Annotated in this window: 12 protein-coding genes; 11 read left to right on the plus strand and 1 reads right to left on the minus strand. The window is 64.0% G+C overall.

From position 1 onward, the window contains the following. The first annotated feature begins 11 nt into the window (after positions 1 to 11). The 10 genes from QFZ91_RS22070 (at position 12) to QFZ91_RS22115 (ending at position 11,167) form a co-directional block, all read left to right on the plus strand. Positions 12 to 1,217 carry a 1-deoxy-D-xylulose-5-phosphate reductoisomerase gene (locus tag QFZ91_RS22070; RefSeq protein ID WP_429568416.1) on the plus strand — a complete coding sequence of 402 codons (1,206 nt, stop codon included), beginning with the start codon at positions 12 to 14 and terminating at the stop codon, positions 1,215 to 1,217. Positions 1,218 to 1,224: 7 nt separating this feature from the next. Further along, positions 1,225 to 2,619, plus strand: coding sequence for an RIP metalloprotease RseP (gene rseP, locus QFZ91_RS22075; RefSeq protein ID WP_429568417.1), 1,395 nt, complete (start codon positions 1,225 to 1,227; stop codon positions 2,617 to 2,619). 67 nt (positions 2,620 to 2,686) lie between these two features. Continuing rightward, positions 2,687 to 4,999, plus strand: a complete 2,313-nt coding sequence (gene bamA, locus QFZ91_RS22080) for an outer membrane protein assembly factor BamA (RefSeq protein ID WP_176108292.1) — start codon at positions 2,687 to 2,689, stop codon at positions 4,997 to 4,999. An 89-nt stretch (positions 5,000 to 5,088) separates the two neighbouring features. Next, positions 5,089 to 5,610 carry an OmpH family outer membrane protein gene (locus QFZ91_RS22085; protein WP_026225318.1) on the plus strand — a complete coding sequence of 174 codons (522 nt, stop codon included), beginning with the start codon at positions 5,089 to 5,091 and terminating at the stop codon, positions 5,608 to 5,610. An 85-nt stretch (positions 5,611 to 5,695) separates the two neighbouring features. Continuing rightward, positions 5,696 to 6,808 (plus strand): UDP-3-O-(3-hydroxymyristoyl)glucosamine N-acyltransferase, encoded by a 1,113-nt coding sequence (gene lpxD / locus QFZ91_RS22090; protein WP_429568418.1) that lies wholly within the window; start codon positions 5,696 to 5,698, stop codon positions 6,806 to 6,808. Positions 6,809 to 6,993: 185 nt separating this feature from the next. Next, a complete protein-coding gene (gene fabZ / locus QFZ91_RS22095; protein WP_176108294.1) occupies positions 6,994 to 7,458 on the plus strand; it encodes a 3-hydroxyacyl-ACP dehydratase FabZ in 465 nt (154 codons plus the stop codon). 96 nt (positions 7,459 to 7,554) lie between these two features. After that, complete coding sequence (gene lpxA, locus QFZ91_RS22100) at positions 7,555 to 8,343, plus strand: acyl-ACP--UDP-N-acetylglucosamine O-acyltransferase (protein ID WP_176108295.1); 789 nt, start codon at positions 7,555 to 7,557, stop codon at positions 8,341 to 8,343. A gap of 3 nt (positions 8,344 to 8,346) precedes the next feature. After that, positions 8,347 to 9,516 (plus strand): lipid-A-disaccharide synthase, encoded by a 1,170-nt coding sequence (lpxB, locus tag QFZ91_RS22105; protein WP_176124977.1) that lies wholly within the window; start codon positions 8,347 to 8,349, stop codon positions 9,514 to 9,516. Then, positions 9,513 to 10,262, plus strand: a complete 750-nt coding sequence (gene rnhB / locus QFZ91_RS22110) for a ribonuclease HII (RefSeq protein WP_429568419.1) — start codon at positions 9,513 to 9,515, stop codon at positions 10,260 to 10,262. The genes lpxB and rnhB overlap by 4 nt, the downstream gene beginning before the upstream one ends. Positions 10,263 to 10,378: 116 nt before the next feature. After that, positions 10,379 to 11,167, plus strand: a complete 789-nt coding sequence (locus tag QFZ91_RS22115) for a TrmH family RNA methyltransferase (protein WP_429568420.1) — start codon at positions 10,379 to 10,381, stop codon at positions 11,165 to 11,167. A gap of 57 nt (positions 11,168 to 11,224) precedes the next feature. Here QFZ91_RS22115 and ppsR read toward each other — a convergent pair whose 3' ends face one another. Continuing rightward, positions 11,225 to 12,040 (minus strand): posphoenolpyruvate synthetase regulatory kinase/phosphorylase PpsR, encoded by an 816-nt coding sequence (gene ppsR, locus QFZ91_RS22120; RefSeq protein WP_013089690.1) that lies wholly within the window; start codon positions 12,038 to 12,040, stop codon positions 11,225 to 11,227. Between the two features lie 498 nt (positions 12,041 to 12,538). Between ppsR and ppsA the strand changes: the two genes are divergently transcribed. After that, a complete protein-coding gene (ppsA, locus tag QFZ91_RS22125; protein WP_176108300.1) occupies positions 12,539 to 14,941 on the plus strand; it encodes a phosphoenolpyruvate synthase in 2,403 nt (800 codons plus the stop codon). The last annotated feature ends 77 nt before the right edge of the window (positions 14,942 to 15,018 follow it).

Genomic DNA, 15,018 nt, shown 5'->3' on the forward strand with positions numbered 1-15,018 from the left:
AGAAAAGAGATATGCAAAAACGTCTGACATTGCTCGGTTCCACGGGCTCGATTGGAGACAGTACGCTCGACGTGGTTGCGCGCCATCCCGAGCGTTTTTCCATTTACGCGCTGAGCGCGCATCGCAACGGCGACAAGCTCGTCGAGCAATGCCTGCGCTTCGCGCCCGAAGTGGCGGTGGTCGGCGACGCCGACACGGCCGCGAAGGTCGCCGCGAAGCTGCGCGATGCGGGCAGCAAGACCGAGGTCACGTACGGACCGCAGGCGCTCGTTGACGTCGCGAAGAGCGAGGGCTGCGACACGGTGGTCGCGGCGATCGTCGGCGCAGCGGGTCTCGCGCCCAGCCTCGCCGCGGCGCGCTCCGGCAAACGCATTCTGCTCGCGAACAAGGAAGCGCTGGTGATGTCCGGCGCGATCTTCATGGACGCGGTGCACGACAACGGCGCGGTCCTGCTGCCGGTCGACAGCGAACACAACGCGATTTTCCAATGCCTGCCGCGCGAAGCATCGCTGCATGGCGGCGTCTCGAAGATCATCCTGACCGCGTCGGGCGGCCCCTTCCGCACGCGCGAACCGGCCACGCTCGTCGACGTGACGCCTGACGAAGCCTGCAAGCATCCGAACTGGGTGATGGGCCGCAAGATCTCGGTCGACTCGGCGACGATGATGAACAAGGGCCTCGAAGTGATCGAGGCTCATTGGCTGTTCAATCTGCCCGGCGAGCGCATCGACGTGCTGATCCATCCGCAGAGCGTGATTCATTCGCTGGTGTCGTACGCGGACGGCTCGGTGCTCGCGCAGCTCGGCAACCCCGACATGCGCACGCCGATCGCGCATGCACTCGCGTTTCCGGATCGCGTCGATTCCGGCGTTGCGCAGCTCGATCTCGCGGAGATTGCGTCGCTGTCGTTCGAAAAACCCGACTACGCGCGCTTCCCGTGCCTCGCGCTCGCGATGAAGGCGCTGGCCGCAGGCGGTGTCGCGAGCGCGGCGTTGAACGCCGCCAACGAGATCGCGGTGGAGGCGTTCCTCGCGCGCCGCATCGGCTTCATGGCGATTGCGCAGGTGGTCGACTCGGTGCTGAACGGATTGCCGAACCGCAGCGCGCACGCGCTCGACGACGTCATCGAAGCGGACGCTGCGGCGCGCCGTGCTGCTACCGAATTCATCGCGCGTCTGCCCGACGGCGTCCGTCGCACGGAACGCGCCGTCCAGTGAGGCGTTTATGAATCTGCTGATCGAACTGCTCGCTTTCGCGGTTGCGATTGGCGTACTCGTGGTGGTCCACGAGTACGGGCACTACAGCGTCGCGCGTCTGTGCGGCGTGAAGGTGCTGCGTTTTTCGATCGGCTTCGGCAAGCCGCTGGTTCAGTGGGTCAGTCGGAAGACGGGCACCGAGTGGACGATTGCCGCGCTGCCGCTAGGCGGCTACGTGAAGATGCTCGACGAGCGCGAGGCCGGCCCCGGCTCGGTTGCCGACGCGGATCTGCCGCATGCGTTCAATCGCCAGTCGGTGTGGCGGCGCTTTGCGATCGTCGTGGCCGGTCCCGTCGCGAATTTCCTGCTTGCGATCGTGCTGTTCGCACTCGTGTTCGCCACTGGCGTGACCGAACCGGCGGCCGTGATCGCCACGCCCGCGCCGAATACACCCGCCGCGCTGGCGGGCTTCGAGGGCGGCGAGACGATCGTCGGTGTGCGCACCGGCCATAGCGACGAGACCGAGCCAGTGCGCTCGTGGTCGGATCTGCGCTGGAAGCTGCTCGGTGCCGCGTTCGATCAGCAGCGCATCGTGCTCAGTGCAAAAGACGGGCACGGCACCTCCGATTTTCCGATGGACCTGCGCGGCATCGGCGAGAAAGACATCGACGACGATCTGTTGTCGCGCCTCGGCTTCGAGCCAGGTGGCGGCAAGCTGACGGTAGCCGGCGTACAGGCGGGCAGCGCCGCGCAGAAGGCGGGGCTCGTCGCGGGCGACCGGCTGCGTGCGATCAACGGTACGCCGACCGATAATGCCGCGGCCTTCATCGCCTTTGTAAAATCGCACGCCGGCGTGCCGGTCACGCTGCGGGTAGAGCGCGGCGGCCGCGGCGGACATACGGCGGGCGCGCTCGAAGAGATCACGATCGTGCCGCAACTGCAGCGCGATGCGGCGAGCGGGCAGCAGATCGGCCGCATCGGCGCGGAGCTGGCGACCCAGGTGCCGTCGATCGAAGTGCGCTACGGCCCGCTCGACAGCCTGCGCCTCGGCGCGCGCCGCACGTGGGATCTCGCGGTGTACTCGGTGCGGATGTTTGGCCGGATGATCGTCGGCGAGGCATCGCTGAAGAACCTGTCCGGTCCAGTGACGATCGCCGACTACGCGGGAAAGAGCGCACGTCTGGGTCCTTCCGCGTTTTTGTCGTTCCTGGCCCTTGTCAGCATTAGCCTTGGCGTGCTGAACCTGCTACCAATTCCGGTATTGGACGGGGGTCATCTGTTATATTATTTGGTTGAAGCTGTGACCGGTAAAGTTGTCTCTGATCGCTGGCAACTCGTTTTTCAGAGGGCGGGTCTTGCCTGCATCGTCGCGTTGTCGGCGATTGCGCTGTTCAACGATCTGGCTCGTTTAATCCATTTTTAAAGTGTCCGGCGGCGTTCTCGAGGGCGGCCGCCAGGCCTGATGCAGCTATACACACTGGGGAAGCACGTTGTTCAAACCTCATCGCTTTGGTCCAAAGACGGTTATAGCCGCGGCGTTCGCCGCGCATGGGCTGGTTGCTCATGCAACGACGCCCTTCGTGGTGCAAGACATTCGCATTGAGGGATTGCAACGCGTCGAACCGGGTACGGTGTTCGCGTACCTGCCCATCAAACAGGGCGATACCTTTTCCGACGACAAGGCTTCTGAAGCGATTCGCGCGCTGTACGCGACGGGCTTCTTCAACGACGTCAAGATCGCAACCGAAGGTAACGTGGTGGTGGTGCAGGTGCAGGAGCGCCCGGCCATCGGCACGATCGATTTCGCCGGCATTCACGAGTTCGAAAAGGATAACCTGATCAAGGCGCTGCGCGCGGTCGGGCTGTCGCAAGGCCGCTACTTCGACAAGGCGCTGGTCGACAAGGCCGAGCAGGAATTGAAGCGCCAGTACCTGACGCGCGGTTTCTACGCGGCCGAAGTCACCACGACGATCACGCCGATCGACCGCAACCGCGTCGGCATCCTATTCTCGGTGGCCGAAGGTCCGAGCGCGAAGATCCGCCAGATCAACTTCATCGGCAACAAGACATTCAGCACCGGCACGCTGCGCGACGAAATGCAGTTGTCCACGCCGAACTGGTTCTCGTGGTACACCAAGAACGACCTGTACGCGAAAGACAAGCTCACCGGCGACCTCGAGAACCTTCGCTCGTTCTACCTGAATCGCGGCTTCCTCGAGTTCAGCATCGAATCGACCCAGGTGTCGATCTCGCCGGACAAGAAGGACATGTACCTGACCATCACGCTGCATGAAGGCCAGCCGTACACGATTTCGAACATCCGCCTCGCCGGCAATCTGCTCGACCGCGAAGCGGAGCTGAAGAAGCTCATCAAGATCAAGCCGGGCGACCGCTTCTCGGCCGAAAAGCTGCAGGCCACCACGAAGGCGATCGTCGACAAGCTCGGCGAATACGGTTACGCGTTCGCGACCGTCAATGCCCAGCCGCAGATCGACCAGAACAACCACACGGTGGACTTGACCCTGCAGGTCGACCCGAGCCGTCGCGTGTACGTGCGCCGCATCAACGTGGTCGGCAACACGCGCACGCGCGACGAAGTGGTGCGCCGCGAAATGCGCCAGCTCGAAAGCTCATGGTTCGATTCGAACCGCCTCTCGCTGTCGAAGGACCGCATCAATCGTCTCGGCTACTTCACCGACGTCGACGTGACCACGGTGCCGGTCGAAGGCACGCCCGACCAGGTCGACATCGACGTGAAGGTCGCCGAAAAGCCGACCGGCGCGATTACGCTCGGCGCAGGTTTCTCGTCGACGGACAAGGTGGTGCTGTCGGCGGGTATCTCGCAGGACAACGTGTTCGGCTCCGGCACGAGCCTCGCGGTGAACATCAATACAGCGAAGACGTACCGTACGCTGACGGTCACGCAGGTCGACCCGTACTTCACGGTGGACGGCATCAAGCGGATCACCGACGTCTACTACCGTACCTACCAGCCGCTGTACTACTCGACCGATTCGAGCTTCAAGATCGTCACGATGGGCGGTGACCTCAAGTTCGGCATTCCGTTCTCCGAAGTCGATACCGTCTACTTCGGCGCGGGCTTCGAACAGAACCAGCTGGACGTCGATGCAAATACCCCGGCTTCATATAAGCAATACGTGAATGACTTCGGCCGGGTGTCGAACAACGTGCCGCTTACGATTGGCTGGTCGCGTGATGCGCGCGACAGCGCGCTCGTGCCAAGCCGCGGCTACTTCACGCAGGCGAACGCAGAATACGGCACGCCGATCGGCGGTACCCAGTATTACAAGGCCGACATCAACGCGCAGTACTATTACTCGTTTGCGCGCGGCTTTGTGCTGGGCTTCAACTTCCAGGGCGGCTATGGTAACGGCCTTGCTGGCAAGCCTTATCCTATCTTCAAGAACTATTACGCGGGCGGTATCGGTTCGGTGCGTGGTTACGAGCCGAGCTCACTGGGTCCGCGTGACAAAACGACCGGCGACCCGATCGGCGGCTCGAAGCTGCTGGTGGGCAATATCGAGTTGACGTTCCCGCTGCCCGGGACCGGTTATGACCGCACGCTGCGTGTGTTCACCTTCCTGGACGCTGGTAACGTCTGGGCGGACGCGAGCACGGCAGCGACGTCGACTGGCGCGAACGGTCTGCGTTACGGCTACGGTGTGGGTCTCGCGTGGATCTCGCCGATCGGTCCGCTCAAGTTGAGCCTTGGCTTCCCGCTCACGAAGCACACGGGCGACCAGTATCAGAAGTTCCAGTTCCAGATCGGGACCGCGTTCTGATTGGGCGGCGGGCGCTCCCGGCGGCCGGCTGCGGCGGCGGGCGCTCCCGGCGGCGAGCCCGGCCAAACTACAGTATCGAGAGGATGACTTTGCTAACCGGTATGTTTTCGAAACGTGTAGCGTGCGCATTGGCGCTGGCAATGACCCTCGGGGTCGGCATGGCGCACGCGCAGGAGGCGAGAATCGCCGCGGTGAATTCCGACCGCATCCTGCGCGAATCGGCTGCGGCGAAAGCCGCGCAGCTGAAGCTCGAGGCCGAATTCGCGAAGCGGGACAAGGATCTCGCCGACATGGCGCAAAAGCTCAAGTCGATGTCCGATGCACTCGACAAGAATGGCGCGACAATGTCGGCGACCGATCGCGCGCAGAAGCAGCGCGACCTGTCGCAGCTCGACTCGGACTTCCAGCGCAAGCAGCGTGAGTTCCGCGAAGACCTGAACCAGCGCCGCAACGAGGAACTCGCGGCGGTGCTCGATCGCGCAAACAAGGTCATCAAGCAGATCGCCGAAACGCAGCACTACGATCTGATCGTGCAGGAAGCGGTGTATGTGAGCCCGCGCATCGATATCACCGACCAGGTGCTGAAGGCACTGGCGGCATCGGGCAACTAAGGGCAACCAAGGGCGGCGCACGGTCGCCCCGCGCGCGTTGGCGCGCGCCCTCGCAATGATTGAACAGGTTGGAGACAGGATAGGCATGGCATTTAAGCTCGAGGACATCGTCCAGCGGTTCGGCGGTGAGGTTGTCGGTAACGGGTCGCAGCGCGTGAGCAGTCTCGCGCCGCTCGACCAGGCAGGCCCGGACCAGTTGGCGTTCCTCGCCAATCCGAAATATCTGTCGCAAGTCGAAACGACCCGCGCCGGCGCGGTGCTGATCAATGCCGGCGACCTCGCGAAGCTCGCCTCGCGCGAAGGTCGAAACTTCATCGTCACGCCGAATCCCTACGCTTACTTCGCGCGCATCGCGCAAACCTTCATCGACCTCGCCGCGCCGAAGCCCGTCCCCGGTGTGCATCCGAGCGCAACCATCGACCCTTCCGCGCAGGTCGCCGCGAGCGCGGTGATCGGTCCGCGTGTCACCGTGGAAGCGGGCGCGGTGATCGGCGAGCATGCGCGGCTCGACGCCAACGTTGTGATCGGCCGCGGCACGCGTGTCGGCGCGAACGCGCATCTGTATCCGAACGTGACCGTGTACCACGGCTGCAAGCTCGGCGAGCGCGTGATCGTGCACGCGGGCGCGGTGATCGGCTCGGATGGCTTCGGCTTCGCGCCCGACTTCGTCGGCGAGGGCGACGCGCGCACCGGCAGCTGGGTGAAGATTCCGCAGGTCGGCGGCGTGTCGATCGCGAACGACGTCGAGATCGGCGCGAACACTACGATTGACCGCGGCGCGATGGCCGACACGATCATCGAGGAGTGCGTGAAGATCGACAACCTCGTGCAGATCGGCCACAACTGCAAGGTCGGCGCCTACACGGTGATCGCGGGCTGTGCGGGCATCGCGGGCAGCACGACCATCGGGCGTCACTGCATGATCGGCGGCGCGGTCGGCATTGCCGGACACGTGACGCTGGCCGATAACGTGATCGTCACCGCGAAGTCGGGCGTGTCGAAATCGCTGCTGAAGCCCGGCATGTATACGAGTGCGTTCCCGGCCGTGAACCACGCGGACTGGAACAAGAGCGCCGCGCTGCTGCGTAATATCGACAAGCTTCGCGATCGCATCAAGGCGCTGGAGAGCGCCGCCGCCGACAAGGCCGGCAGTGCCACTGACGGTGCTGGAGGTCAACCCGCAGGCAACAAGATCTGATAGTTGTCCCGGCGACCCACCGGCACCGCGTAAAATAGCGGTCGAGCATCAGGACGCAAAGCCAGTGGCCGTGACCGGGTGGCACGGCCACCGGTCATCCAAGGCGCCGGTCGCGCGCGTTTTCAACCCACCTGCACCAGCATCCGCAGTCATCATCGCGCAGTCAATGCGTGAGCAGAAACACCATGAGCACCGAAAAAATCAATCTCGACATTCATAAGATTCTCACGCTGCTGCCGCATCGTTATCCGTTCCTGCTGGTCGACCGGGTGCTCGAACTCGAACCGCACAAGAGCATCAAAGCGCTGAAGAACGTGTCGATCAATGAGCCGTATTTCCAGGGACATTTCCCGACGCGGCCGGTGATGCCAGGCGTGCTGATCCTCGAAGCGCTCGCGCAGACCGCGGCGCTGCTGACGTTCTCGGAAGAGCCGAGCGATCCGTCGAACACGCTGTATCTGTTCGTCGGCATCGACAACGCGCGCTTCAAGCGCGTGGTGGAACCGGGCGATCAGCTGATCCTGAACTGCACGTTCGAGCGTCACATGCGCGGCATCTGGAAGTTCAAGGCGCGCGCCGAAGTGGATGGCGTCGTCGCGGCGGAAGCCGATCTGATGTGCGCGGTGCGCCACACGGACAAAGACGCGTAAAGCTGGCGTCCGGGCAGGTCGCGGCGTGGCACGGCAGGTGCGCGCCCCGGCGGCAAGGCCATCCACACAACGCAACAGAATCAGAAGCGAGGACGCATGAGCAGGATCCATCCCACCGCGATCATCGAAGCGGGAGCGCAGCTCGACGAATCCGTCGAAGTCGGGCCCTATGCGGTGATCGGCGCACACGTAACGATCGGTGCGCGCAGCACGGTCGGCTCGCACAGCGTGATCGAAGGCTATACCACGATTGGCGAAGACAACCGCATCGGCCATTACGCATCGGTCGGCGGCCGTCCGCAAGACATGAAGTACCGGGACGAGCCGACCAGGCTCGTGATCGGCAACCGCAACACGATCCGCGAATTCACGACGATCCACACCGGCACGGTGCAGGATGCGGGCGTCACCACGCTCGGCGACGACAACTGGATCATGGCCTACGTGCACATCGGTCACGACTGCCACGTCGGCAGCAACGTGATCCTGTCGAGCAACGCGCAAATGGCCGGCCATGTGACGATCGGCGACCATGCGATCATCGGCGGCATGTCCGGCGTGCATCAGTTCGTGCGCATCGGCGCGCATGCGATGCTCGGCGGGGCGTCGGCGCTCGTGCAGGACGTGCCGCCCTATGTGATCGCCGCGGGCAACAAGGCCGAGCCGCACGGCATCAACGTCGAAGGGCTGCGCCGCCGCGGTTTCTCGGCTGACGCGATCTCGGTGCTGCGCTCCGCATATCGCGTGCTGTACAAGAACGGCCTGTCGCTCGAAGAAGCGAAGGTGCAATTGAAGGAACTCGGTTCGGCCGGCGGTGACGGCGACGCCCCGGTGCAGACGCTGCTCGCATTCGTCGAAGCGTCGCAGCGCGGCATCATCCGCTAACCGATGACGTTGCAACCCAGTCCGCCGCGCATCGCGATGGTGGCCGGCGAGCCGTCCGGCGACCTGCTCGCCGCGTCGCTGCTCGACGGTCTCGCCAGCCGGCTGCCGGCCGCCACGCAGTACTACGGCATCGGCGGTCCGCGCATGATCGCCACCGGCTTCGACGCCCACTGGCCGATGGAAAAGCTGACGGTGCGCGGCTATGTCGAAGCACTGCGGCACATCCCCGAAATCCTCGGTATCCGCAACGAGCTCAAGCGTCAGCTGCTTGCCGAGCCGCCGTCCGTGTTCGTCGGCGTCGACGCGCCCGACTTCAACTTCGGGCTCGAGCATGCGCTGCGCGACGCCGGCATTCCGACCGTGCACTTCGTTTGCCCGTCCATCTGGGCGTGGCGTGGCGGGCGCATCAAGAAGATCGCCAAGGCGGTCGACCACATGCTGTGCGTGTTCCCGTTCGAAACCGCGCTGCTCGAAAAGGCGGGCGTCGCGGCGTCGTACGTCGGGCATCCGCTGGCCGATCAGATCCCGCTCGAACCCGACACGCTCGGCGCGCGCCGCGCTCTCGGTCTGGCGGAAGGCGGGCCGGTGATCGCGGTGCTGCCGGGCAGCCGGCGCTCCGAGATCGACCTGATCGGCCCGACGTTCTTCGCGGCGATGGAGATGATGCAGCACCAGGAGCCCAGCGTGCGCTTCGTGATGCCGGCGGCGACGCCCGCGTTGCGCGCGCTCCTGCAGCCGCTCGTCGATGCGCACCCGGGCCTCGCGCTGACCATCATCGACGGCCAGTCGCAACTCGCGATGACCGCCGCCGACGCGATTCTCGTGAAGAGCGGCACCGTCACGCTGGAAGCCGCGCTGTTGAAAAAGCCGATGGTGATTTCGTACAAGGTGCCTTGGCTGACCGGTCAGATCATGCGCCGCCAGGGCTATCTGCCGTACGTCGGCCTGCCGAACATCCTGGCCGGGCGTTTCGTGGTGCCGGAGATCCTGCAGCACTTCGCGACGCCGCAGGCGCTCGCCGAGGCGACGCTGAAACAGTTGCGCGACGAAGCGAACCGGCGCACGCTGAAGGAAATCTTCACGGAGATGCACCACGTGCTGAAGCAGAACACCGCGCAGCGCGCGGCCGAAGTCGTGGCAAGCGTCGTCGAGCAACGGGCGGGGCGGCCATGACCCCCCCGCGCGCGCCTCGCCGCAAGACCGCGGCCGCCGTTCGGGTGGTCGCGCAAGCCGGCCTGAACTTCGAGAGCGCCGACGACATCGTCTGCGGCGTCGACGAAGCAGGGCGCGGACCGCTGGCCGGACCGGTCGTCGCGGCGGCGGTGATTTTCGATCCGACCAAACCGATGATCCGCGGCCTCGACGATTCGAAGGCGCTCACCGCACTCAAGCGTGAAGCGCTGTACGACAAGATCGTCGATCGCGCGCTCGCGTATTGCATCGCATCGGCGACGGTCGAGGAAATCGATTCGCTGAACATCCTGCACGCCACCATGCTCGCGATGAAGCGCGCGGTCGAGGGCCTGTCGGTCGTGCCGACGCTCGTGAAGGTCGACGGCAACCGTTGCCCGACGCTCAGCATCCGTAGCGAGGCGGTGATCGGCGGCGACGCGCTCGTGAAGAGCATTTCGGCGGCGTCGATTCTCGCGAAGGTCGCGCGCGACCGCATGCTGCTCGAACTGCACGAGGCGTATCCCGTGTATGGCTTCGACGCGCATGCCGGCTACGGCACGCCGCAGCATCTCGCGGCGCTGCGCGATCATGGGCCGTGCGAGCATCATCGGCGCTCGTTCGCGCCGGTGCGCGAAGCGCATCTGCGGTTCGGCACAGGCGTGCCGTTGCCATCGGCGGACGCCGTCATCGTGGCCGAGGCGCTGCTGCTCGACGACGATGCATTCGGCGAGGCCGGGCTCCCGTGATCGACCCCATCAGCGCGGCTCGAACGCGGTTCGCGTTCGAGCGCCGCTGATTTGCCACTGATTTGCCACTGATTCGTCGCTGCTCCCATTTCCATTTCTCACCGCCTTCGCTGCCTGTGAAAGCCATCACCTCGCGGGACAATCCGCTCTACAAGCGCCTGAAGGCACTGGCCGGCTCGACGCATCAACAGCGCCGCAGCGGCCACGCGCTGCTCGAGGGCTTCCATCTCGCGAGCGCGTATCTCGACGTCGCCGGTCAGCCGGAGCTCTGCGTCGTCACCGACGGCGCGCTGCGTCACGACGAAGCGCAGGCGATCGTTTCGCGCATCGACGAGCATCGGCTAGTGACACTGCCGGATGCGTTATTCGGACAGTTGTCGAATGTCGTGCATGGCGTCGGAATTCTGCTGCTCGTCGAGAAGCTGGATGCGCCGCTGCCCGAGCGCGTCGAGCAAAACTGTCTGGTGCTCGACGGTGTGCAGGACGCGGGCAACGTCGGCTCGATTCTGCGCAGCGCGGCGGCCGCGGGTATCGAGCACGTGTTCTGCGCGCCGGGCACCGCGTACGCGTGGTCGTCGAAGGTGCTGCGCTCCGGCATGGGCGCGCACTTCCTGTTGCAGATTCATGAGGATGTCGACGCGAGTGCGTTGATCGAACGTCTCGCGGTCCCGATCGTCATCACCGATTCGCACGGCGCCGAAGCGATTTATGAGTGCGACCTGAGCAGGCCGCTCGCGTGGGTATTCGGCAACGAAGGGGCGGGCGTGTCGCAGGTGTGGCGCGATGCCGTGTCGTTGCGGGTGACGATTCCGCAGCCTGGCGGCATGGAATCGCTGAACGTGGCGGCCGCGGCGGCCGTCTGCGTGTTCGAGCAGTGCCGGCAGCAGCGCGGCCGTAAAAAGTAGACGTCAGTGGCGTTGCGCGGGCGCTGGCCGGCAACGCTACGCCTGCTCGGCGGTCGCTCAATACGACGGCCGATCCAGCTTGATCTCCTGCAGGATCGTCGTCGCGATCTCCTCGATCGACTTGTGCGTCGACGACAGCCACTTGATCCCCTCGCGCCGCATCATCGCTTCCGCTTCGTTGATCTCATAGCGGCAGTTTTCCAGCGCCGCGTACTTGCTGCCCGGCCGCCGTTCGTTGCGGATCTCCGACAGCCGCTGCGGATCGATCGACAACCCGAACATCTTCTGCCGATGCTCGAGCAGCGGCGTGGGCAGCTTGCCGCGTTCGAAATCTTCCGGAATTAGCGGATAGTTCGCCGCTTTCACGCCGTACTGCATCGCCAGATAAAGGCTCGTCGGCGTCTTGCCGCTGCGCGACACGCCGACGAGGATCACGTCGGCGTCCGCGAGATTGCGGTTCGATTGACCGTCGTCGTGCGCGAGCGAGAAATTGATGGCCTCGATCCGGTTCTTGTACTCCTCGGTGTCCGCGTTCTGGTGGCCGCGGCCCATCGCGTGACTCGACTTCAGTTCCAGCTCCTGCTCGAGCGGCTCGACGAAGGTCTGGAACATGTCGAGCACGAGTGCGTTCGAATCCTTCACGATCTGATTCGACGAGCTATCGACGAGCGTGGTGAACACGATCGGACGACGGCCGTCCTGCACGACCGCCTCGTTGATTTTTTCGAGCGTTGCGTAGGCCTTCTCGGTCGAGTCGACGAATGGCACGCGGACCAGGCGGAATTTCTGGTCGAACTGGGAGAGGATCGAATGCGCGAAGGTTTCGGCAGTGATCCCGGTACCGTCTGAGACGATGAATACGGTGGGCGGCATCAGTGGGGCTGTGAACGTGAAAGGCAAATGAACAAACAAAGCGCGGCGCTGGAACGCGCTTGGATCAAACCGCGCAGCGGCGCGCGGCCGGCCTCGCAAAAGCCGGCTGGCTGGGCCGGGTCGCGATTCGAGACGCAATTCTCGACCGACTGCCACATTTGGGGAGTCGGCACGGTAGAATAGCGGCAACCTGTTGGATAAGCAATTGCAGGCGATTGGTCGCTAAATTACCGCGAACGGTCGTTCAACCTCACGTCATCTGGCGTAGATATGCGTTGAACGTAAGAGATCGGGCGGTAAGTGCGTTGATTGGCGTTCTTCGCCGCCGCCGTCTCGGTCACGCTCGCGGCCGGCGTCTCCATGCAACGCATCTCTGCCTTAACGGCGATTGGGCTTATCTAACAGGTTGTGCAAGACACGGGGTCGAGCTTCTAATGGGCTGCCCGTGTTCAAGCCCACTTGCACAGTCGTGAATTTCTTTCACACTTAGGGGCTTGTATGACTAACGCAGTTACCGGCGCAAAGGACAAGGCGTATGTAGTTCCGTTCGAGCAGTTGCGGATGACCGACGTGGAAATCGTCGGCGGCAAGAACGCGTCGCTGGGCGAGATGATCAGCCAGCTCGCGGAAGCCGGTGTGCGCGTGCCGACCGGCTTCGCGACCACCGCGCTCGCGTTCCGTGACTTCCTGCAGCACAACAATCTGACCGAACGCATCGCCAAACGTCTCGAGACGCTCGACGTCGACGACGTGAAGGCGCTCGCCGAAGCGGGCAAGGAGATCCGTCAATGGATCGTCGACGCGCCGCTGCAGCCGCAGCTCGAGGCTGACATTCGCGCGGGGTTCGACACGCTGCAAAAGAGCTCGCCCGAAGAGCTGTCGTTTGCGGTGCGTTCGTCCGCGACCGCGGAAGACCTGCCCGACGCATCGTTCGCCGGTCAGCAGGAAAGCTATCTGAACGTGGTCGGCATCGACGACGTGCTCGATCGCATGAAGCACGTATTCGCGTCGCTGTACAACGACCGCGCTATCTCCTATCGCGTCCACAAGGGCTTTACGCATGCTGAAGTCGCGTTGTCGGCGGGCGTGCAGCGCATGGTGCGCTCGGACGTCGGCGCCGCCGGCGTGATGTTCACGCTGGATACCGAATCGGGCTTCAAGGACGCGGTCTTCATCACGTCGAGCTATGGCCTCGGCGAAACCGTCGTGCAGGGCGCGGTGAATCCGGACGAGTTCTACGTCTTCAAGACCACGCTCGCGCAGGGCAAGTACCCGATCATCCGCCGCTCGATCGGCTCGAAGCTGATCAAGATGGAGTTCACGAAGCCGGGCGAGCCGGGCCGCGTGAAGACCGTCGACGTCGCGCACGAGCAGCGCAACCGTTTCTCGATCACCGACGAAGACGTGATTGAACTCGCGAAGTACGCGGTCATCATCGAAAAGCACTACCAGCGTCCGATGGACATCGAGTGGGGCAAGGACGGCCGCGACGGCAAGATCTTCATCCTGCAGGCGCGTCCGGAAACGGTGAAGAGCCAGGGCGGCGGCAAGGCCGAGCAGCGCTTCAAGCTGAAGGGCCAGTCGAACGTGCTGGCAACGGGCCGTGCGATCGGTCAGAAGATCGGCGCGGGTCCGGTGCGCGTGATCCACGATCCGTCGGAGATGGACCGCGTGCAGCCGGGCGACGTGCTCGTCGCCGACATGACCGACCCGAACTGGGAGCCGGTCATGAAGCGTGCGTCGGCGATCGTCACGAACCGTGGTGGCCGCACCTGCCACGCGGCGATCATCGCGCGTGAGCTGGGCGTGCCGGCGGTGGTCGGCTGCGGCGACGCGACCGACGTGCTGAAGGACGGCGCGCTCGTCACCGTGTCGTGCGCGGAAGGCGACGAAGGCAAGATCTACGACGGCCTGCTCGAAACGGAAGTCACCGAAGTGCAGCGCGGTGAACTGCCGCCGATTCCGGTGAAGATCATGATGAACGTCGGCAATCCGCAGCTCGCGTTCGACTTCTCGCAACTGCCGAACGCAGGCGTGGGTCTCGCGCGTCTCGAGTTCATCATCAACAACAACATCGGCGTGCACCCGAAGGCGATCCTCGAGTACCCGAACGTCGATCAGGACCTGAAGAAGGCGGTCGAAAGCGTCGCTCGCGGTCACGCGTCGCCGCGCGCGTTCTACGTCGACAAGCTGACCGAAGGCATCGCGACGATCGCGGCGGCGTTCTATCCGAAGCCCGTCATCGTGCGTATGTCGGACTTCAAGTCGAACGAGTACAAGAAGCTGATCGGCGGTTCGCGCTACGAGCCGGACGAGGAAAACCCGATGCTGGGCTTCCGCGGCGCATCGCGCTATATCGCCGAAGACTTCGCCGAGGCGTTCCAGATGGAATGCGTCGCGCTGAAGAAGGTGCGTGAAGAGATGGGCCTCGACAACGTCGAGATCATGGTGCCGTTCGTGCGTACGCTGAAGCAGGCGGAGCGCGTTGTCGGGCTGCTCGCAAAGTTCGGCCTGAAGCGCGGCGAGAAGGGCCTGCGCCTGATCATGATGTGCGAAGTGCCGTCGAACGCGATCCTCGCCGAAGAGTTCCTGCAGTACTTCGACGGTTTCTCGATCGGCTCGAACGACCTGACGCAACTCACGCTCGGCCTCGACCGCGACTCGGGCATGGAACTGCTCGCCGTCGATTTCGACGAGCGCGATCCGGCGGTCAAGTTCATGTTGAAGCGCGCAATCGAAACCTGTCTGCGTCTGGACAAGTACGTCGGTATCTGCGGTCAGGGTCCTTCGGATCACCCGGACTTCGCGCAGTGGCTGACGGACGAAGGCATCAAGTCGATCTCGCTGAACCCCGACACGATCATCGATACGTGGCAGCAGCTGGCAAAGGCAAAGGCGTAACTCGCGAGGTATCGAATGCCGCTTCGCAAGCGGCATTTAGCACGCGTTAAAGGCACGTCCGCTTCGTGCTATAAACA

Source organism: Paraburkholderia sp. JPY419 (assembly GCF_050435705.1).
Lineage (GTDB): Bacteria > Pseudomonadota > Gammaproteobacteria > Burkholderiales > Burkholderiaceae > Paraburkholderia > Paraburkholderia youngii.

Excerpts from the sequence above, each read along its gene's own strand:
- ppsA (WP_176108300.1), top strand. The coding sequence starts at position 12,539 with ATGACTAACGCAGTTACCGGCGCAAAGGACAAGGCGTATGTAGTTCCG.
- fabZ (WP_176108294.1), top strand. The coding sequence starts at position 6,994 with ATGAGCACCGAAAAAATCAATCTCGACATTCATAAGATTCTCACGCTG.
- lpxD (WP_429568418.1), top strand. The coding sequence starts at position 5,696 with ATGGCATTTAAGCTCGAGGACATCGTCCAGCGGTTCGGCGGTGAGGTT.
- rnhB (WP_429568419.1), top strand. The coding sequence starts at position 9,513 with ATGACCCCCCCGCGCGCGCCTCGCCGCAAGACCGCGGCCGCCGTTCGG.
- rseP (WP_429568417.1), top strand. The coding sequence starts at position 1,225 with ATGAATCTGCTGATCGAACTGCTCGCTTTCGCGGTTGCGATTGGCGTA.
- lpxB (WP_176124977.1), top strand. The coding sequence starts at position 8,347 with ATGACGTTGCAACCCAGTCCGCCGCGCATCGCGATGGTGGCCGGCGAG.
- lpxA (WP_176108295.1), top strand. The coding sequence starts at position 7,555 with ATGAGCAGGATCCATCCCACCGCGATCATCGAAGCGGGAGCGCAGCTC.
- ppsR (WP_013089690.1), bottom strand. The coding sequence starts at position 12,040 with ATGCCGCCCACCGTATTCATCGTCTCAGACGGTACCGGGATCACTGCC.
- QFZ91_RS22070 (WP_429568416.1), top strand. The coding sequence starts at position 12 with ATGCAAAAACGTCTGACATTGCTCGGTTCCACGGGCTCGATTGGAGAC.